Raw genomic sequence first — 20,810 nt, forward strand, 5'->3', positions numbered from 1 at the left:
TGGTCATCCTTTCATTGCTTCAAGCGCTTTTTGAAGACTCTCTTGGTTACTAATAGCATGAACGTTAACTCGACGTTGCACTTTTTTGACGAGTCCAGATAAAACATTACCCGCTCCAATTTCAATAAATGTATCGACACCTTGCTCTAACATCGTTCGTACACTGTTTTCCCACTGCACAGGAGAATATACTTGCTCTACTAATTTTTCTCGAATATCGGCAGCAGAACGAACTTCTTGTGCCGTTACATTAGCAATAACGGGGACACTTGCATCTTCAATGGCTATCGTCTCTAATACCTCTTTCAAGCGATTTGCAGCTGGTTTCATTAATGCTGAATGAAACGGCCCGCTGACAGATAGAGGGATAACCCTTTTTGCTCCAGCTTCCTTTGCCTTTTCTGATGCAAGTTCCACACCTTTAGCTGTTCCACTAATCACGATTTGTCCAGGGCAATTTAAATTTGCAAGTTGTACAAGGTTACCTTCCGCTGTAACCTCTTCAGTTAGTACTGCGAGAGTTGCGCTTTCCATTCCTAAAACGGCCGCCATCGCCCCCTCACCAAACGGTACCGCCTCTTCCATAAATAATCCTCTTTGCCTTACCGTATAAACAGCATCTTCAAACTGCATTGCTCCAGCAGCAACAAGGGCACTATACTCTCCTAAACTATGGCCAGCAACAAAATCAGGGGTGATTTCATATGACTTCATTAATTCTAACACCGCAACACTCATCGTTAATAAAGCGGGTTGTGTATGTTCTGTTCGTTTTAATGTTTCTTCTGGACCATTAAACATAATGTTAGATAATGAATAACCTAAACGAACATCGGCTTTTTCGAAGATTTGCTTTATTTCTGCTTTTTCATTTTTAATATCTTGTCCCATTCCAACATACTGTGATCCTTGTCCCGGAAAGACAAATGCAATTTTCCCCATTATAATTCTCCTTTACTTCTTTGTTGCTCATACTTCACGAGCTCTGACTGTATTGTTGTGACAACATGCTCCTCTACCATGTCTTTTGCCTGAACAATCGTTTCGTAAAACGCCGTTGAATCAGAAGAACCATGCGACTTAATGACCGGTGCTTTTAATCCAAATAACGCTGCTCCACCATATTCAGAATAATCCATCTTTGCTTTCACACGAAGGAAACTAGATTTTAACAACCCCGCAACGAGTTTGCTAAATAATGAGCTCATTAGTTCAGTTTTGATGAGCGAAAATAGAGAACGTCCCGCACCTTCAGTTGACTTCAACACTAAGTTTCCAGAAAAACCATCACAAACGATGACATCGCCAACACCTGTTAATAAATCCCTTGCTTCTACATTTCCAATAAAATGAAAGTTTCCTTCTTGTAAGAGAGGAAATGCTTGTTTTGTTAGTTCATTTCCTTTGCCCTCTTCAGTTCCTACATTTAACAACCCTACTCGAGGTGTTTTGCGTTTTTTTACCATTTGCATATAAATATGACCCATGACCGCATATTGAAATAAATGCTCGGACTTTGCATCCATATTTGCCCCTACATCAAGAAGCAAAAATCCTTTACCATCTAACGTTGGGAGCATCGGAGCTAATGCTGGTCGGTCAATGCCTTTAATTCGACCAACATGTAAAAGTCCTGCCGTCATAAGTGCCCCAGTATTTCCAGCTGATATAACAGCATCAGCACGTCCTTCTTTCACTTCTTTAATCGCAAGCACCATTGATGAGTCTTTTTTCCTTCTTACAGCAGTTGTTGGCGTATCTGTATCTTCTATTTTTTCCGTTGTATGTATGACAGAGATTCTTGTGTCATCTGATATATATTGGCGAATATCCGCTTCATTTCCGACTATCGTAATTTCAAGATTTGGAAACTGTTTTATCGCTCTCATCGCTGCTTCTACTGGTGCTTTTGGTGCTTTATCGCCACCCATACCATCCATCGCAATACGCATGTTCGTTCACTCAACTCCTACTTTAGAAAAATTAAATAGATTTCATTGAAATCCTGCAAAAAAGTTCCGACAAAACCTTTACTTCTTCGAACGAAACATGACGAACTCTCCAGAAAAAACAGGTTCGTTTTCAACAAAGCTGTGCACATCTACTACTGTTCTGTCTTTATCTAGCTTCACTACTTTTGCTTTGGCAATAACTCGTTCATTTACACTCACTTGACGCGTGAATCGGATTGTTGCTTTTGCAGTTAAAGCAAGCTCATCATTAATAATCGCTACTGCTAAAGAGTTTGCTTGCGCAAATAAATGATGACCTCTAGCAATTTTATTTCGAGAAAAAACATGTTCTTCTTTTATATCCAATATTGAAATAGCACTTTTATCAAGTTCAAGGTCGATAATTTCACCAATAACCTCTTCGATCGGCAAAGCTTTTACATCATCTAATTGTTTTTGAGCAACACCCTTTATTCTCTCTCGCAGTTCCGGAATAGACAATTCCATACGATCTAAACGAATCGTTTGTACACTTACAGAAAATTCTTTTGCGAGCGTTTCATCTGTAATAAACGGATTTTTCTCAATCGTTTCTTGTAAAAGCCTTTGGCGGTCCTTTTTCGTTCGTTTCATTATATTTACCACCACCCGTTAATATGACTAGGTACTAAGAGTAGTATATATGTCATTTTTTTAGATTTCAATAGATTAATCAAGTTTTTGTCCATCAAAAACGCCTTCTTGCTTTAAATACTGGCGAATCCGTTGCCATGACTCACTTTCCCAGAATTCATGATTTTGTACTAATTCGGCTGCATCTTGCCGTGCAACTTCCAATGTTCGGTAATCATGAACAACATCTCCAAGTTTGAAGTGAGGAAGTCCGCTTTGTTTTTGTCCAAAAAAATCGCCTGGCCCTCGTAGTTCCAAGTCCTTTTCTGAAAGAACAAATCCATCATTTGTTTCTGTCATGATTTTCATTCTTTCTTTTCCGACTTCCGATTTTGGATCAGCTAATAGAATACAGTAAGACTGATGGCTCCCACGTCCAACACGTCCTCGTAATTGGTGAAGTTGAGATAAACCAAATCGTTCTGCATCATATATCACCATAATCGAAGCATTCGGAACATTAACCCCTACTTCAACGACTGTCGTTGAGACGAGAATTTGAAGTTTATTTTCGCTAAATTCATTCATTACTTTTTCTTTTTCGGCTGAAGAAAGCCTGCCATGCATAAGCCCAACTTGATATTTCTCATAATATGATGCAAGCATTGAATGGACATCAATCGCATTTTGAACATCTAGTTTCTCTGATTCTTCAATAAGTGGACAAATAACATAAGCTTGTCTTCCTTTTTCTATTTCTTTTTCAATAAAACCGAGCACTCGGTCAAACTGCACATGCTTTGCCCAATACGTCTCGATTTTTTTCCGCCCAGCCGGGAGCTCGTCTATGATCGACACATCCATGTCACCAAACACCGAAATCGCAAGCGTTCTCGGAATCGGTGTTGCTGTCATAAACAAGACGTCTGGATTTTCGCCTTTATCTCGTAGTACTCGCCTTTGTTCAACCCCAAATCTATGTTGTTCATCCGTGATGACAAGCCCTAACCGATGAAATTCAACATCTTGTTGTATAAGAGCATGTGTCCCTACAATAATATGAACTTCACCATTTGCAATTTGTTCGACTCTTTCACGACGTTTTTTGCCCTTAACCGAACTTGTTAATAATGTCACTTGAATTCCATAAGATTGGAAAAGTTGTTGTAAAGATTCAAAATGTTGTTCCGCTAATATTTCTGTCGGAACCATTAGAGCGGATTGGAAACCTGCAGTAAATGCCGCAAACATGGCGCATGCGGCAACAACTGTTTTCCCCGATCCGACATCACCTTGCAAAAGTCGGTTCATCCGGTATGGATTTATCATGTCTGTTATAATCTCATTTATAACTCGTTGCTGTGCTTTAGTTAATGAAAACGGAAGCTGTTGTTTAAACTCGTTTAGTTTCTCCTGTTCAACCACATAGGCTACACCTTTTGATTGTTCACGGGAAAGTTTACGAAAAGACTGCATTTTTAGCTGAAATAATAAAAATTCCTCATATACCATTCTTCGACGTGCATGTTTCACACTATTCGCATTTTGAGGATAATGTAGCCGAATAATCGCTTCTTTTCGTTCAAGAAGCTTGTACTTTTCTAGCATATCACTAGGAAGAATTTCAGGAATATCGTCTGCAAATTGTTTAATTGCCTCATATATCATTTTCCGAAGAAATTTCACCGTTATTTTTCCACTAACAGAATAGACAGGTGAAAGTTCATTACGGTCGTGGATTCCGATTTTATACTCTTGAACGGTTATCATGAGGCGGTGCTGGTCCCATTTGCCCGTCAATGTGATTTGTTCCCCTAATTTCAACTGTTTCTTCGCATATGAACGATTAAAGATAACAGCAGTCACAAGGACAGACCCAATTAATACACGAACAGTAATTCTTGATTTTCCTTTTCCAAAAAAACGAGCAACGGGTTCACTATGAATAACACCTGCTACAGTAACTCTCTCATCATGTTGAACGTCATGAAGGTCCTTTAAAGAATAGTCCTCATAACGGTACGGAAAATATTCAATTAACTGTTCCACTGTAGTAATTCCCAAACTCGAAAGCTGTTCAGCCGTTTCATCCCCGATTCCTTTTATCTCCCTAACGTCAACATTTGCATACCCAATCATTTTTTATCTAGCGGTATTCCAAAAATCTTCACTTCTAATGCTCTTCCTGTTGGTGTTGCCGCTAATCCTCCTTGAGCTGTTTCTCTTAATGCCACTGGCATCGTCTCCCCAATTTTATACATCGCATCAATGACTTCATCACATGGAATTCGACTTGTAATTCCAGCTAGTGCCATATCTGCCGCAGTCATTGCAATTGCTGCTCCCATTGCGTTCCGTTTCACACAGGGTACTTCAACTAATCCTGCTACAGGGTCACAAACGAGCCCTAGCATATTTTTCAATGCGATCGCCATCGCCTCTGCACTTTGGGCTGGTGTCCCTCCAGCAAGCTCTACAATGGCTGCTGCTGCCATTCCTGATGCTGACCCTACTTCAGCTTGACAGCCCCCTGCAGCGCCTGAAATCGAAGCATTATTCGCGACGACAAATCCAAAGGCACCGGCCGCAAACAAATAATGTACCATCTGTTCTTTCGTCGGCTTTAATTTATTTTTCAGTCCGAAAAGAGTTCCAGGTACAACACCAGCAGAGCCTGCTGTTGGTGTTGCACAGATTGTTCCCATAGCAGCATTCACTTCATTTGTTGCAACAGCCTTGCTTACTGCATCTAATAATGTTGTACCCGTTAATGTATTCCCTTTTTCAATATATTGCTGAAGTAATACCGCGTCTCCACCGGTTAAACCCGAGACAGATTTTATATTTTCAGTAATTCCCCGTTGTACCGCTTGCTCCATTACATCTAAGTTTTTTTCCATTTGCGACATGATGTCTTCTCGGGATCGCCCTGTTACTTCCATTTCTTGAAGAATCATGACATCTGAAATTTTGATATGTTTTGACTCCGCTAATTCCACTAGTTCTGCTACATTTCGAAACAAGGTAAGCCCTCCTTTTAATCGTGAATTTTCGTTACTTTATTCACATTCGGTAACGATTCCAATTGCTGTAATAATTCAAACTCTACATTCTGGTCTACTTCAATTACCATTAATGCTTCTTGCCCTTTTTCTTTTCGAGAAACTTCCATATGACCAATATTAATTTCATGTTTAGCAACGATATTTGATACATTCGCTATTACGCCAAATGTATCATCATGAACAACCAATATCGCAGGGTGGTTTCCTGATAACTTTAACTCAAACCCATTTAATTCAATAATCTCAATTTTTCCTCCACCGATTGAAATCCCTATTAGTTCGAGCTCATTTTCCTCATCACCAAGAACAACTTTTGCCGTGTTCGGATGATCAGTAATCGCTTCTTCCTCAAAAATTTTTATCATGATTCCTTTTTCTTCTGCTATCTTAAATGAACTTGTAATTCGAGGATCATCTGTATCAAAATCTAATATTCCACCAACTAACGCAACATCAGTTCCATGTCCTTTATATGTTTTTGCAAAAGAACCATAAAAGGAGATATTCACCCATGTTGGTTGTTTTTGAAATAATGTCCTTGCCACACGCCCAATTCTTGCTGCGCCAGCTGTATGTGAGCTAGAAGGACCAATCATCACCGGACCAATAATATCAAATACTGTTCTATATTTCATCCACTTTACCCTCCGTTCTTGTTTTAAAACACTGTTTGGGCATACTCTCGTTTGCAAAGCAATCTTTTTTTGAAATTAGCTTTTCGAAAAAATATTCCTACCCAAGTAGGTAGGAATATTTGTCTCTTTATTCTATCGCCAATATATAAGAATATAGCGGTTGCTTTCCTTCATGGATCTCAACTTCTATGTCTTCGGAAACGGTTTGAATATATTTTGCAAGTTCATTTGCACTTTGTTCTGTGGCTCCTTCTCCCCAAATTAAAGTGAGAAGCTCCGTATCTTCATTTACCATTTGGTCAACTAGCTGTTTCGCTACTTCATTCATAGAAGGTCCAGAACTAACAATTTTCTTTTCGGCAATTCCCATAAAGTCATCTTTTTTAATTTCAACACCATCAAGGTTTGTGTCTCGGACTGCAAATGTCACTAACCCTGTTTGTACTTCTCCCATAGCTTCTTTCATCGCGTTCGCATTATCTTCAGCATTTCCAGTTGGGTTAAATGTTAATAGCGCAGATAACCCTTGTGGAACAGATTTAGAAGGAATCACAATCACTTGTTGATCAGCTACTTTTGCTGCTTGCTCTGCTGCCATAATAATATTTCCATTATTCGGAAGAACAAAAACGGTATCTGCATGAACATCATGGATTGCTTTGACAATATCTTCTGTGCTCGGGTTCATTGTTTGTCCGCCGGCGATAACAACATCGGCTCCAATTCCCTTAAATAAAGAAGCAATTCCTTCACCCATGGAAACGGTAACAATGCCAAACAGTTTATTTTCCTTCGGTTTTTCTTCCGTTTCATACACTGCTTTTGTCACATCTAAAAGATTAGTATGCTGTTCTCTCATGTTGTCCACTTTTACGTTAATAAAGCTTCCATACCGCTGTGCTTTTGATAATACTTCCCCTGGGGTTTCAGCATGGATATGTATTTTTAAAAGTTCTTCATCTGATACAACGAGCAATGAATCTCCTATTTCGCTTAACTCATGGCGAAATTTCGATTCGTTGTATGGATGGAGTTTCAATTTTTCTTCTTCAAACTTCACCATGACTTCGGTACAATATCCAAATTCAATATCTTCAGTAGAAAGTTGACTTTGAACATTGTGATGCTCCATTTTTACTAAATCTTCCATTGAAGGTTCATCTTCTGCACCATCAGACACTTTTTCCCCTTTTAAAATGGCAAGAAATCCTTCGTAAATATAAAGCAATCCTTGTCCACCAGAATCAACTACCCCTACTTCCTTTAAGACCGGTAATAAATCTGGTGTTCTTTTTAAAGAAGCTCTTCCTTCTTTCACAACTGCTTCCATAACAGCTGTTGCATCATCCTGCTTTACCGCCATTGCTTTTTTCGCACTATCTTTCGCAACCGTTAAGATTGTCCCTTCTACAGGCTTCATAACAGCTTTATAAGCTGTAGTTACCCCTAGGTCAAATGCTTTAGCTAAATCTTTTCCAGTAATGTCTTGTCTCCCTTCAAGTGCTTTAGAAAATCCGCGGAACAACTGTGACAAAATGACACCTGAATTTCCTCTTGCCCCCATCAATAATCCTTTTGAAAAAGCGGTTGCGACAGATGTTGCCTTATCTTTAGACGCTGTTTTTACTTCTTTCACACCAGATGTAATCGATAAGTTCATATTTGTACCTGTATCTCCATCTGGAACTGGAAACACATTCAAAGAGTCTACTTTTTTTGCGTGTTTTGATAAATTGGCTGCACCTTCAATAAACATATGCGCCAATAACTGACCATTAATAACCTTACTTGACACTTGACTTCCTCCTAACTCGGATTAAGGGTTAGTAACCCGAACCCCTTGAACAAAGATGTTAACTGAATCAACAGTCAAACCTAACATTTTTTCTAACTGGTATTTTACCTTCGTTTGCACATTATGAGCGACTTCTGAAATTTTCGTACCGTAACTTACAATAATGTACATATCAATATGTACTTCATTTTCTTCTTCTCGAATGACAACGCCACGTTGGAAATTTTCTTTACCTAATAATTCGGTTATTCCATCTTTGATTTGTTTTTGTGAAGCCATACCAACAATGCCATAGCAATCAACAGCAGCTCCACCAGCAATCGTTCCTACTACTTCCTTTGAAACTTCAATAACACCCATTTGCGTTTTTAATTCAATTGACATATGATAAATCCCCCTTCTCGTATTTTCAAGCTACAGGAAATATTTCCACTCATCCACATATAGGGTTGTACGTGTATACACCACTTTACTTCACTACCCTACATCTTACTATATTCTGCACATTTTTAAAAGAAAGTTCACAAAAATCGGCGTCAAGCAATATTCCTTGATAGAATATTATTGCAATCTTTTCAAGGCTATGCTAAGATATTCAAGTATGATTTCGGATGAAACTTGATTCATCTCATTGTGAGATAGGAGGTGCACTTACATGGCACGTAAATGTCACATTACTGGTAAACAAGCACGTACTGGTAACAAACGTTCCCACGCTCTGAATAAAACAAAGCGTAAATGGGGTGTTAACGTACAAAAAGTACGTATTTTAGTAGACGGCAAACCAAAACGCGTTTATGTATCTGCTCGCGCATTAAAGTCTGGCAAAGTAGAACGCGCGTAATGAACAAAATGGGTTTCTATACTTTTAATTCATGTATCGTGTAAACGTTTGGATAGAAATTCATGCTAAAAACAAAAAAAGCAAGCCACATCAGGCAATTGTCAATCACTAAATTGACAATTGCCTGATTGTGTTTTATAAAAGCCTATTCCCCAAAAAAGTACACCGAAGACAAGCACGGTGTACTTTTCGATTTTGTACTACCCTTTTTTAAACGAACTTAATACTGCTCTTACAAAACCACCAATGAACTTAGGTAGTTTAATCGTATAAAATTTCATAGCTCCTCCTCCTCAACATAAATTGCCACCGGAAAAAGTATGAAGGATGATGACAATGCTCATTTATACTAGTATATTCAACACAATTAAAATAGTACCGAAAATTTATAGAAAATCATCTTGTCTTTTTTTCTATAGTCCATCCTATGCAATTTTTGAATGAATATGTTAGTCTATTTGAGATTTTCATGGAGGAAACATCACTTACTTGCCCCTTATTTGGGCAATTGCTGTTTGTCTATCGGTTTCATTGTAAATAGCAGAGCCGGCAACTAGTACATTCGCTCCAGCCTCGATACAACGTCGAGCTGTATCTTTATTAACACCGCCATCTACTTCGATGTCTAACGTTAATCCTTTTGATTTTCCCATTTCAGAAACCGCGTGAATTTTTGGTAACACACTTTCGATAAACCGTTGTCCCCCAAATCCAGGGTTTACAGTCATAAGTAGAACAAGGTCAACATCACTAATGACATGCTGAATCGTATCAACAGGTGTTGCCGGATTTAAAACTACACCTGCTTTCACACCGCAATCTTTTATCAATTGAATCGTTCTGTGTAAATGTGGACATGCTTCAACATGGACTGAAATAATGTCAGCCCCGCTCTTTGCAAACTCTGGAATATATTTATCTGGGTTTTCTATCATTAAATGGACATCTAATGGCAAATCTGTAACAGGTCGTATGGCCGCCACAACGAGGGGGCCGATCGTTATATTGGGGACAAAATGTCCATCCATAACATCAATATGAATATAATCTGCTCCGCTTTGCTCAACATCTTTAATTTCCGCCTCAAGCTTGGCAAAATTAGCAGATAAAATTGATGGTGCAATTTTAACCATGACTAGTACCTCCGTTTCATACTTTTAATTTCCTCTAAAAATTCTAAATAGTGGTCATACCTGTATTGAACGATATCCCCTTTTTCCACTGCAGCTTTCACAGCACATTTTGGTTCACTCGTATGTGTGCAGCCACGAAATTTACAATTTCCCATTTCTTTTTTCATCTCTGGAAAATATAACGATAAATCCTCTGCTTCTATTGTTGTAAAATCTAGTGAGCTAAACCCAGGGGTATCCGCAACTAAGCCGGTTCCAATCGGGATGAGTTCCACATGGCGAGTCGTATGTTTACCACGACCTAAATGAGTAGAAATTTCATTTGTTTCAATTAATAAATCTGGATTAATCGCGTTTAATAGAGAAGATTTCCCAACTCCTGATTGTCCAGCAATGACACTAATTTTATTATCAAATAATGACTTTACATGTTTTAACCCTTCTTTTTTCTTACTAGAAATAAGAACTACTTCATATCCTATCTTTTCGTAATCCGCTTTATAGTTATACATTTCAAGTTTTTCTTCTTCTGTTAACAAATCAACTTTACTAATGCAAATGATCGGGATAATATCGTGTGCTTCAATATGTACTAAAAACCGATTCAATAATAGAGGACTAAATTCCGGCTCTTGCGCGGAAAAAACAAGAATAGCTTGTTCTACATTTGCAATAGGAGGACGAACCATTTCATTTTCTCGCTCAAACACTTCAAGAATATAACCATCTGTTTTATTTTCAGCCTCAAATTCGACCATATCCCCCACTAAAGGTTTTATATTTCGATTACGAAAATTACCTCTCCCACGGCACTGAAATATACCATCATCATTTTTGACATAATAAAATCCACTTAATGCTTTAATGATTTTGCCTTTTGCCATTATGCCTCCTTAGCTTAACTTTCTAAAGAAAGGATTAGGGATAGGATAAACTATCCCTTTTACATGTTTTCATTTAATAGGAATAACTATACGTTTTTACTTCTTCCCCATTTATATATAACTTCACTGTCGCATCCTTTTCTGTACTCACTCGTAGTGGAACCCGGTATGTTTTAGAATCTTTTATCGTTTCATCTACAAACACTTTTTCTCCAGAGGTCGTTGCATCATCAAATACAATTCGAATGTGAAATGAAGCCCCGCGTTCTTTATCTTCATCTTCTACACCAATTGGGATTTGCGCTTCTATTGCCCTTGTTTTCGGCTCTTCTGGTTCAGGTTCCGGCTCTGGCTCTGGTTCTGGCTCTGGACCTTTGGAAACAACAAGATTGACAACATCTCCTTTTTTCACTTTCGTAAATGGGTTAGGAGACTGTGAAATAATCCTTCCTTCTGTTACGCTATTTGAATGTTGATTTGTAAATTGCCCGATAAGTCCTTCTGACTTTAAATATTCACGAGCAGCTTCCTCTGTAATACCCGATAAATTTTCGAGTGAGATTTCAGCTTCAGCACTAACGGTTAAGTGAACGGTTGTTTCTTCCATAATGATGAGCGAGCCAGCTTCTGGATTTTGCGACAAAATAATCCCTGGTTCATATTCACCTGTTTCCCGTTCTACAAATTCAATTTCTGCCACTCCTTCTAACAAACGTTCTGCTCGGTTTCGTGGCAAGTCCACCACATTTGGCATAGCCGTTTTTTCTTTTCCTTCACTTACATAAAGGGTGACAATACTATTTACTTTTACTACCGACCCACTACGTGGATGTTGCCGAATCACTGTGTTTTCTTCGGCTTCATCGTCTGGACTGAACTCTATTTCAACTTCAAGGTTCTTTTCAAGAAGTAAAGCCTCTGCTTCATCTACTTGTAAAGTGAGGACATCTGGCACTTCTACTTCATCTACTTTAAGAAGATTAGGAAGAAAAGCAAAAGTACCAACAGCGGCTAGTAAAAATAAAAAGATTAACAGAACGATGACTTTTACTGTTCGCTTTTTCTTTTTCTTTTTTTCTTTCGGCTCTGCTACTACTGGTTCAACTTTTTCAGACGTTGGTTGGGTAGCCTCGATCGTTTTGTCCATATCATTTTCATTTACCATATTGTCTTTGATAATTGGAATCGCTTTTGTTACTTCATCATCCGTCGGGATAACAAATGGTGCTTCATGAAACCGACTCGGATCTAGAGCTGTTTCTAAATCTTCAGCCATATCGTACACCGTTACATAACGGTGAAACGGGTCCTTCGCTGTCGCTTTCTTAATAATGTTTTCAATACTTTGCGGAACATTTGCTTGATACGTTCGGACAGATGGAACTTCACTTTGCAAATGTTTAATGGCAATCGAAACCGCTGTATCTCCAGAAAAAGGCAGTTTCCCAGTTACCATCTCATATAACACAATACCTAATGAATAAATATCTGATTTAAGATTGACAACGCCACCTCTTGCTTGTTCAGGAGATAAATAATGAACTGAACCCATTACGGAATTTGTATGAGTGATTGTTGCAGAAGACATCGCTCTAGCAATACCGAAATCTGTAACTTTAGCATCTCCATTTGAGCTAATTAATATATTATGAGGCTTAATATCTCGGTGCACAATTTGATTCATATGGGCATGGGAAATCGCTGACATAACTTGTGACATAATATGAATCGTCTCATCAAGGGGAATCGGTCCTTTTTGTTGTATGTACTCTTTTAATGTAGGACCTTCAACATATTCCATAACAATATAATAGATATCTTCTTCTTCCCCAACATCATAAATACTAACAACATTGGGATGAGCTAAGCTTGTCGCCGCCTGAGCTTCTCTACGAAACCGTTTAATGAACTGTTCATCACCAGAAAATTGAGGTTGTAATACTTTGACTGCAACTTCTCGGTCAAGTATAACGTCAAGTGCTTTATAGACATTGGCCATTCCGCCTCCGCCTACTCTTTCAAGAATTTGATAACGACCACTAATTCTTTTTCCTATCATTTTTTTCACCTAACCTCATCGTCTGAAGAAGAATAATGTACAACCGCAACAGTAATATTATCTTCCCCACCACGTTCATTAGCAATCGTTATAAGCTTATTAACCTTTTCTTCTATCTTTTCATCTGATAGTAAGACATCATTAATTTCTTCATCAATTACTTTATTGCTTAACCCATCAGAACATAATAATAAATAGTTTCCTAATTCCCATTCTAACGTTATCACGTCTACTTTTATTTGATTTTCTGTTCCTAATGCTCGTAATAACACATTTTTTCGTGGATGGTTTTCCGCTTCTTGGTCGGTAATTTGTCCAGTTCTGACAAGTTCATTCACTAATGAATGGTCTTGTGTTTTTTGGATGAAACCACTTGTATTCAGTACATATCCACGACTATCACCAATGTGGGCAATCGTAACAAATTGATTTGTACATATCGCAGCGACTAACGTTGTTCCCATGCCTTGACATTCAACGTGTTCATTTGCATGGGAATACAACGTTTCGTTAACTTGATTAATGTTATTTATTAGCCACTTTTCTGCGTCTGTAGGGTTTGAAATTTGTTCAACTTCGCTCCACTTTTCTTCTAGGATCATCTTTGTCATTTTACTTGCAACATCACCCGCTTGGTGGCCACCCATTCCATCTGCAACAACTGCTAATACATCGCCATTTTTTGCAAGGAATATTCCCCCGTTATCCTCATTATGCGGTCTTGCTTGTCCCACATCTGTTTTAAATGCATAAATCAAATCCATTCACCTCGTCTCCTCTTTCCGCTCCTTCGCTCTTAGCTGGCCACATGCTGCATCAATGTCGTGACCTTGCTCACGGCGAATCGTTGTATTAATACCACGTTTCTTTAATACTCGTTCAAAACTAAAAATTTGTTCTCGTGGTGTTCGTTTATAATCTCTCTCTACTACATAGTTTACCGGAATTAAGTTCACATGGCATTTAATATTTTTAATTAAATCTGCTAATTGTTCGGCATGCTCATCTTGATCATTAACTCCACCAAATAATCCATACTCAAACGTCACTCTTCTTCCTGTTTTATCAATATAATAGGAAATAGCGTCCATTAACTTCGGCAATGGGTAAGCTTTATTAATAGGCATAAGTTTCGTGCGGATTTCCATAGTCGGGGCATGTAATGAAATCGCAAAATTAATTTGCATTCCTTCATCTGCAAACTTATAGATATAAGGGACAATGCCACTTGTTGAGACAGTAATATGTCGTGCCCCAATATTTAAGCCTTTGTCATGGTTGATTGTTTTAATAAAAGATACTAGCGCTTCATAATTATCAAAAGGCTCACCAATCCCCATGACCACAACAGAACTAACTCGCTGGTCTTCATCATCCATTGCGCGCTGTGCTTCTAATACTTGAGCGACAATTTCACCTGCTTCTAAATTACGCTTTAATCCTCCTAATGTTGACGCACAAAACGTACATCCAATACGACAGCCAACTTGAGTAGTTACACAAACACTGTTTCCATATTCATGTCGCATTACTACCGTTTCAATGGAGTAACCATCATGTAATTCAAATAAAAATTTTACCGTCCCATCACTAGAGACTTGCTTTGTCACAATATGTAACGTTGTTAATGTAAATGCTTGCTCAAGCTTTTCTCGTAGTTGAAATGACAAATTTGTCATTTCATCTATTTGTGTCACTCTTTTTTTATACAACCAATCGTAAATTTGTGCAGCTCGAAATTTTGGTTCACCTTTATCTAATAACCATTGCTCTAGTTCAATAAAAGAAAGAGAATATATGGATACTTTCGTCGTAACATCAGTTTTCGCCCTCATTTCAGCCATACTACGCCTCCTCACACTAAGATCGTCTTACTAATGCTGCAATAAAAAAACCATCCGTCCCAAACTCATGCGGTAATATCGTTACATACCCAGTATTTCCTTGTTTCTTTGTTTGTAGTACACGAGGTAATCTTTCGAATAAAGTTGGATCGAAAGCAAATTCTTTATTTTCTGCCAAGAAATTGAACACGATTTCTTCATTTTCAATGGCGTCAATTGTACAAGTGCTATAGACAAGGGTCCCACCTTTTTTTAATAAAGGAGCAACATTAGCTAAAATCTTTTGTTGGATAATAGAAATAGCCTCCATATCTTTGCTTGTTTTCGTCCATTTCAAATCTGGTTTTCTTTGAATTACACCTAAACCAGAGCGTGGTACATCAACTAAAATATAATCAAAGCTTCCCTCGCTAAAATGCTCGTGAGCTAGTCGAGCATCCAACACCTGTTCACTTACATTTGTAAGCTGTAATCGCTCTTTGCTTTCTTTAATTAGCCTCACCTTATGTTTGTGTAAATCTAATGCAATCACATTTCCTGTATTCATCATTCGTTCGGCAAGATGTGTTGATTTACCGCCAGGCGCAGCACAACAATCTAGTACTTGGCTATGTTGTGATGGGGATAATGCACGTGCTACTAGCATTGAGCTTTCATCTTGAATAGTAATATAGCCATTACGAAAAGATTCAGTTTTTGGAATGTTTCCTTTTACAACTTTTAATGCATCCTCAGATAAGTGACCATGTTCGACTTCAATGCCTTCTTCCTGCAATCTTAGAATTGCCTCCTCTCTCGTACCTTTCGTTTGATTCACCCGAAGTGTCACCGCAGGAGCTCTTAAATTTTGAGCGCATATTTTCTTTGTTTCATCAAAGCCAAATTGTTCTACCCATCTTTTGACTAACCATAATGGATGACTTGTTTCAACTGCTAAACGCTCGACCTTATCACTAATATTAGAAAAGTCTGAAAGCCCTTCTCTTTGTATACTTCGAAGAATGCCATTCACCATTCCTGAAACCCCTTGGTGACCACGTTTTTTCGCTATGTTTACAGCTTCATGGACAACGGCTCGTTCTGGAACTTTATTTAAATAGACCATTTGATAAAGTGATAATCTTAGTAAAACATGAACCCATTGTTGCAATGAGGATAGACCTTTTTTAATGAAAGGTTTCAAGTAATAATCAAGCGTATCTCTACGTTGAATTGTGCCATATATAATTTCTGTTAATAAGGCGACATCGCGCTTTTCTATTTCTGTTTTATTAATCGTTTGATTTAACAACAAATTGCTATACGCCTGATTTTTTTCAATTTGAAGTAACACATCAAGTGCGATTTCGCGAACTGACTTTTTACTCATGATCGTCTCCTATTATCATTCCTTCTTTTAAAAACGAACCTGTGCCCTGCAAATACTGTTTTGCCATCATCCGTTTTTTTCCTGCCGGTTGTAAATCTGTAACCTTTATTCCAATTTCATTTCCTGTTGCCACTGTAAATCCATCATCTTCGACACGTAAAATGGTTCCTGCGCGTTGTTCTTTATCCGTCTTTACTTTATTGCCCCACCATACTTTTACATTTCGTCCTTCTATTGTTGTAAAAGCAACAGGCCATGGATGTAATCCTCGAATTTGGTTATAGATAGCTTCTCCGTTTATTGCCCAATTTATTTTTTCTTGCTCTCTAGAAATATTTTTAGCAAAAGTCGCTTCTTCATCAATTTGTTGTTGTGGTTTGATGTCACCGGCAAGTAAGTCTGGTAGCGTAGTAGATAATAGTTTTGCCCCCGCAGCACTTAATTTGTTATGAAGTGTTCCAACATGATCATTTTCTAATATTGGAACGACCGTTTGTGAAATAATGTCGCCTGCATCTAGTTTTTCCGCCATATACATTATTGTTATTCCTGTTTCTTTCTCACCATCAATAATCGCTTGGTGAATCGGTGCTCCACCTCTATATTTGGGTAAAAGTGAAGCATGAACATTAATGCACCCATACTTTGGTGCATCTAACAATGCCTTAGGTAAGATTTGACCATATGCAGCCGTTATAATTAAATCTGGTTTTAATGCTAAAATCGCTTCCAGTTCTTTTTCATCTTTAATTTTTTCTGGCTGATACACGGGAATATTATGTGTTAAAGCTTCTACTTTTACAGGGGGAGGTGTGATGACCTTTTTCCTTCCTTTCGGTCGGTCTGGTTGTGTTACAACCGCGATAATTTGATATTCATCATCTACTAATTGCTTTAATACTGGTACTGAAAAGTCTGGCGTTCCCATAAATATAACGTTCATTATTATCCTCACTTTCACAATATACTAACATTACATAAACATTTGTGGATTTGTATCTATGGACAATTGTAATGGTCCTTGACTCGTTTCACGCATGTACATATGCTGAATTTCTCTTAGTAATTCAGCTAGCTCTGGTTCATTTTTGTATTTTATCAAACATTGATATCGATATCTATCTTTAATCCGCGGGATCGGTGAAGCTACAGGGCCTAACACCTTAGTTTGATTTCCTAAGCTATTCTTTAAAAAGGCCGTTATTTTTTCCGTCACATGAATGACCTTTCCAAGTTCTGGATGGGAGACTGTAACTAATGTTAGAAAATAGTATGGAGGATAACCCGCTTTTTTTCGCAACGCCATCTCTTGATGAAAATATCGGATATAATCATGTTGTTTCACTAACTCTATACTATAATGTTCTGGTGTATATGTTTGGATGACAACTTCTCCTGGACGTTCATGTCTTCCTGCTCTTCCACTAACTTGGGTTAGCAATTGGAATGTTCGCTCTGACGCTCTAAAATCTGGCAAGTGTAACATCGAATCGGCAGCGAGCACACCAACAAGAGTGATATTAGGGAAATCTAGACCTTTGGCTATCATTTGAGTGCCTAATAGAATATCGGCTTTTCCTTCCCCAAAAGCTTGTAATAATTTTTGGTGTGCTCCTTTTTTTCTTGTTGTATCGACATCCATTCGAATCACACGTGCTTCTGGTAGTAACTTTCCGAGCTCTTCTTCTACTTTTTGTGTTCCCGTTCCAAAAAAGCGGACATGCTCACTTCCGCATGAGTGACATGTCGTAATCATGTTTTCTTCATGGCCACAATAGTGACACTTCAATGCATTTTGATTGCGGTGATACGTTAATGAGATATCACAATGCTCACACTGCGCTACATACCCACAGTCTCGACACATCACAAATGTTGAATACCCTCTTCGGTTAAGAAAAAGAACAGTCTGTTCATTTTTTTCGAGACGGTCTTGTATATGTTGAAACAACGTGGCCGAAAACATCGAGCGATTTCCAGCCCTTAATTCTTCTCTCATATCAATTATCTCTACTGCTGGTAACGGTTTATCATTCACTCGTTTTGTTAAAGGCAATACGTGGTACCTTCCTCTAAGCCCTCTCGCATATGTTTCCAACGAAGGTGTTGCACTTCCTAACACAACTGGACATTCATGATATTTCCCTCGATAAATAGCCACTTCACGAGCATTATACCTTGGATTATCTTCTTGTTTATAACTTCCTTCATGCTCTTCATCAATAATGATGAGCCCTAAGTTTTCAAACGGAGCGAAAATAGCAGAGCGGGCACCAACAACAACTCGAACTTGTTTACGGTGAATTTTTCGCCACTCGTCGTATTTCTCACCTACAGAAAGTCCACTATGTAAGACAGCGACTTCATTTCCAAATCTACCTTTAAACCGCTCTACCATTTGAGGTGTTAACGAAATTTCAGGTACTAAAACAATCGCTTCTTTTCCTTCCTTAAGCACTTTGGCAATCGCTTGCAAATAGACTTCTGTTTTCCCACTTCCCGTTACACCGTGCAATAAAAAAGTATCATGTCGTGTTTCCTTAATTGCAGCCAAAATCGGTTCAATGGTTTGTTGTTGCTCTGTCGTCAGTGTGAGAGGTTCCGTTTTTGTAAACTCCAATTCATCGAAAGGATCGCGATACACTTCAACTTCGAATTGTTCAATTATTCCTTTAGCTTCTAATCCTTTAACAGATGTTCGAGATGCATTTGTTTGTTCAAGAAGTTGCTGTAAAGAGATATCACTAGGATGTTGAATAAAAAAAGAGAGCAATTCCTTTTGTTTTGATGCTCGGTCTGATGTTTGGTCAAGCTCTTTTTTAAGTTGTTCAATCGGTTGAAGTATCCTTAATCTTTTCTCTAGCTTTTTTTGTCCTTTTTCTTTTACTTGATACATCATTTCTACTGTCCCATTTTTTACAGCTTGTTGAACTTCTTTCACAAGTTTTCCGTCTTTTTTTATTTCATCCCATTGTCGAGAAGAAGAAGTTTCAAATAAAGGTAAAAGACGAGGAGAAAGATTAGTTTCGTCTAATACTCTAACTTCTTTTTTTACTGTTGTTCTCATTGCTGCTGGGAGCATAACTTGATAAGCAGAAATCCGATAACATAAAATCGTTTCCGCTAGCCACTTTCCTATATTTAATAACTCTTCTGTTAAAACCGGTGTGACATCTAATAATTCAATAATTGATTTCACATTTTTCACAGACGAAACTTCAACGAGTTCAATGACAAACCCTTGAATTTTTCGTGGTCCAAAAGGAACGACAACTCTCATCCCTTTTTCAATGACATCGACATATTCGGGTGGTACTTGATAATCAAAAAGCTTATCGGTTTGACCACTTGGAATGTCAACAATGACTTTAGCAAACATCGTAAGCCGTTCCTTTATAGTCGAGTATTTCTTTCCATATTTCAGTAGCGACTTCTTGTTTCGATAAAAGCGGGAGAGGTTTGACCACTTTTTTTGTTATGATGAGGACCCGGTTTGTATCAGAAGCAAATCCTGCCCCTTTTTCTGTTATATCATTAGCAATAATCATATCTAAGTTCTTCCGTTCTAACTTGTCTTTAGCATAGTGTTCTACTTGTTGTGACTCAGCTGCAAATCCAATTAATAGTTGATGTTTTTTGTTTTCACCTAATGTTTTGAGGATATCTTTTGTTCGTTCAAATTCAATGGATAAAGGTCCTTCTTGTTTCTTTACTTTTTGTGAATACGTTTGTTTCGGTCGATAATCGGACACCGCAGCACTTTTAATAACATAATCACTTGTTGGATATTCTTTAATAACAGCTTCATACATCTCTTCGGCCGTTACAACTGGAACAAATGTTAATCCTTTTGGGATGTCAAGAGAAGACGGACCTGAAATGAGGGTGACATTCGCACCTAGCTCGACCGCTTCTTGTGCTAGAGCATACCCCATTTTCCCTGAGGAGTGATTACTAATAAAACGAACAGGATCAATTTTTTCTTGTGTTGGACCTGCTGTTATAAGAACGCTTTTATTTCGTAGTGGCTTCTCTTTTTCTTTAGCAAAAAAAGAAGTTAAACATGCTAATATATCATCTGGTTCTGGTAACCTTCCTTTTCCTACATATCCACAGGCAAGATAACCTTCTTCTGGTTCAATAAACTGATAGCCATCTAGACGAATTCTCTCCATGTTCCGTTGAACAGCTGGATGCTCATACATATGAACATTCATTGCTGGAGCGACAAATACAGGTGCTGTCGTTGCTAGCAGTGTTGTCGAGATCATATCATCAGCAATACCATTTGCTAATTTCCCTATCATGTTTGCCGTTGCAGGGGCAATGACAACAACATCAGCCCAATCAGCTATATCAATATGAGCAACAACCTGTGGGTCATTTTCACTAAATGTATCATCATAGACCATATTCCTTGATAATGTTTGAAATGTTAATGGTGTTACAAATTCCTTTGCAGACTTTGACATCGCAACCTTAACATTCGCCCCCGCTTGCACGAGTTTACTCGTTAATGCTGCAGCTTTAAATACGGCAATTCCCCCGGTTACACATAGCAACACATTTTTCCCAACTATCACGCTTTGTTCCCCCTATCATACATGTAATGCGTTTA

19 protein-coding genes are annotated in these 20,810 nt (G+C 38.2%); 1 reads left to right on the top strand and 18 read right to left on the bottom strand.

The features are described 5' to 3' along the window. Positions 1 to 3: 3 nt before the first annotated feature. The 8 genes from fabD to T323_RS0116890 form a co-directional block, all read right to left on the bottom strand. Positions 4 to 942, bottom strand: a complete 939-nt coding sequence (gene fabD, locus T323_RS0116855; protein WP_026674318.1) for an ACP S-malonyltransferase — start codon at positions 940 to 942, stop codon at positions 4 to 6. Beyond that, the gene (gene plsX, locus T323_RS0116860; protein WP_026674319.1) at positions 942 to 1,952 is read right to left on the bottom strand and encodes a phosphate acyltransferase PlsX; all 1,011 of its coding nucleotides are present in this window, start codon (positions 1,950 to 1,952) and stop codon (positions 942 to 944) included. The genes fabD and plsX overlap by 1 nt, the downstream gene beginning before the upstream one ends. Positions 1,953 to 2,030: 78 nt before the next feature. Further along, positions 2,031 to 2,585, bottom strand: coding sequence for a transcription factor FapR (gene fapR / locus T323_RS0116865; RefSeq protein ID WP_026674320.1), 555 nt, complete (start codon positions 2,583 to 2,585; stop codon positions 2,031 to 2,033). A 75-nt stretch (positions 2,586 to 2,660) separates the two neighbouring features. Continuing rightward, the gene (gene recG / locus T323_RS0116870) at positions 2,661 to 4,703 is read right to left on the bottom strand and encodes an ATP-dependent DNA helicase RecG (protein WP_026674321.1); all 2,043 of its coding nucleotides are present in this window, start codon (positions 4,701 to 4,703) and stop codon (positions 2,661 to 2,663) included. Beyond that, complete coding sequence (sdaAA, locus tag T323_RS0116875) at positions 4,700 to 5,587, bottom strand: L-serine ammonia-lyase, iron-sulfur-dependent, subunit alpha (protein WP_026674322.1); 888 nt, start codon at positions 5,585 to 5,587, stop codon at positions 4,700 to 4,702. The genes recG and sdaAA overlap by 4 nt, the downstream gene beginning before the upstream one ends. 14 nt (positions 5,588 to 5,601) lie before the next feature. After that, positions 5,602 to 6,264 (bottom strand): L-serine ammonia-lyase, iron-sulfur-dependent subunit beta, encoded by a 663-nt coding sequence (gene sdaAB, locus T323_RS0116880; RefSeq protein ID WP_026674323.1) that lies wholly within the window; start codon positions 6,262 to 6,264, stop codon positions 5,602 to 5,604. A 127-nt stretch (positions 6,265 to 6,391) separates the two neighbouring features. Then, positions 6,392 to 8,059 carry a DAK2 domain-containing protein gene (gene fakA, locus T323_RS0116885; RefSeq protein ID WP_026674324.1) on the bottom strand — a complete coding sequence of 556 codons (1,668 nt, stop codon included), beginning with the start codon at positions 8,057 to 8,059 and terminating at the stop codon, positions 6,392 to 6,394. 21 nt (positions 8,060 to 8,080) lie between these two features. Next, a complete protein-coding gene (locus T323_RS0116890; RefSeq protein WP_026674325.1) occupies positions 8,081 to 8,443 on the bottom strand; it encodes an Asp23/Gls24 family envelope stress response protein in 363 nt (120 codons plus the stop codon). A 271-nt stretch (positions 8,444 to 8,714) separates the two neighbouring features. On the opposite strand from T323_RS0116890, the gene rpmB reads away from it, so the two are divergent. Continuing rightward, the gene (rpmB, locus tag T323_RS0116895) at positions 8,715 to 8,903 is read left to right on the top strand and encodes a 50S ribosomal protein L28 (protein ID WP_026674326.1); all 189 of its coding nucleotides are present in this window, start codon (positions 8,715 to 8,717) and stop codon (positions 8,901 to 8,903) included. A gap of 200 nt (positions 8,904 to 9,103) precedes the next feature. Here rpmB and spoVM read toward each other — a convergent pair whose 3' ends face one another. The 10 genes from spoVM to coaBC all read right to left on the bottom strand — a co-directional run bounded on the left by spoVM (position 9,104) and on the right by coaBC (position 20,775). Next, a complete protein-coding gene (spoVM, locus tag T323_RS27005; protein ID WP_035179085.1) occupies positions 9,104 to 9,184 on the bottom strand; it encodes a stage V sporulation protein SpoVM in 81 nt (26 codons plus the stop codon). A gap of 204 nt (positions 9,185 to 9,388) precedes the next feature. Then, positions 9,389 to 10,036, bottom strand: coding sequence for a ribulose-phosphate 3-epimerase (gene rpe / locus T323_RS0116905; protein WP_026674327.1), 648 nt, complete (start codon positions 10,034 to 10,036; stop codon positions 9,389 to 9,391). A gap of 2 nt (positions 10,037 to 10,038) precedes the next feature. Further along, entirely contained in the window at positions 10,039 to 10,920 is an 882-nt protein-coding gene (gene rsgA, locus T323_RS0116910; RefSeq protein ID WP_026674328.1) for a ribosome small subunit-dependent GTPase A, read from the bottom strand. A gap of 73 nt (positions 10,921 to 10,993) precedes the next feature. Then, positions 10,994 to 12,979, bottom strand: a complete 1,986-nt coding sequence (pknB, locus tag T323_RS0116915) for a Stk1 family PASTA domain-containing Ser/Thr kinase (protein WP_026674329.1) — start codon at positions 12,977 to 12,979, stop codon at positions 10,994 to 10,996. A 5-nt stretch (positions 12,980 to 12,984) separates the two neighbouring features. Then, entirely contained in the window at positions 12,985 to 13,743 is a 759-nt protein-coding gene (locus tag T323_RS0116920) for a Stp1/IreP family PP2C-type Ser/Thr phosphatase (RefSeq protein WP_035179088.1), read from the bottom strand. Beyond that, a complete protein-coding gene (rlmN, locus tag T323_RS0116925) occupies positions 13,744 to 14,823 on the bottom strand; it encodes a dual-specificity RNA methyltransferase RlmN (RefSeq protein ID WP_035179090.1) in 1,080 nt (359 codons plus the stop codon). A 16-nt stretch (positions 14,824 to 14,839) separates the two neighbouring features. After that, positions 14,840 to 16,192 carry a 16S rRNA (cytosine(967)-C(5))-methyltransferase RsmB gene (rsmB, locus tag T323_RS0116930; RefSeq protein WP_026674332.1) on the bottom strand — a complete coding sequence of 451 codons (1,353 nt, stop codon included), beginning with the start codon at positions 16,190 to 16,192 and terminating at the stop codon, positions 14,840 to 14,842. Beyond that, the gene (gene fmt / locus T323_RS0116935; RefSeq protein ID WP_026674333.1) at positions 16,185 to 17,135 is read right to left on the bottom strand and encodes a methionyl-tRNA formyltransferase; all 951 of its coding nucleotides are present in this window, start codon (positions 17,133 to 17,135) and stop codon (positions 16,185 to 16,187) included. The genes rsmB and fmt overlap by 8 nt, the downstream gene beginning before the upstream one ends. A 30-nt stretch (positions 17,136 to 17,165) precedes the next feature. Beyond that, positions 17,166 to 19,571, bottom strand: coding sequence for a primosomal protein N' (gene priA, locus T323_RS0116940; protein ID WP_026674334.1), 2,406 nt, complete (start codon positions 19,569 to 19,571; stop codon positions 17,166 to 17,168). Further along, complete coding sequence (gene coaBC / locus T323_RS0116945) at positions 19,561 to 20,775, bottom strand: bifunctional phosphopantothenoylcysteine decarboxylase/phosphopantothenate--cysteine ligase CoaBC (RefSeq protein ID WP_026674335.1); 1,215 nt, start codon at positions 20,773 to 20,775, stop codon at positions 19,561 to 19,563. The genes priA and coaBC overlap by 11 nt, the downstream gene beginning before the upstream one ends. Between the last annotated feature and the right edge of the window lie 35 nt (positions 20,776 to 20,810).

Source organism: Alkalihalobacillus bogoriensis ATCC BAA-922 (assembly GCF_000621445.1).
Taxonomy (GTDB): Bacteria; Bacillota; Bacilli; order Bacillales; family Bacillaceae_F; genus Bacillus_AO; species Bacillus_AO bogoriense.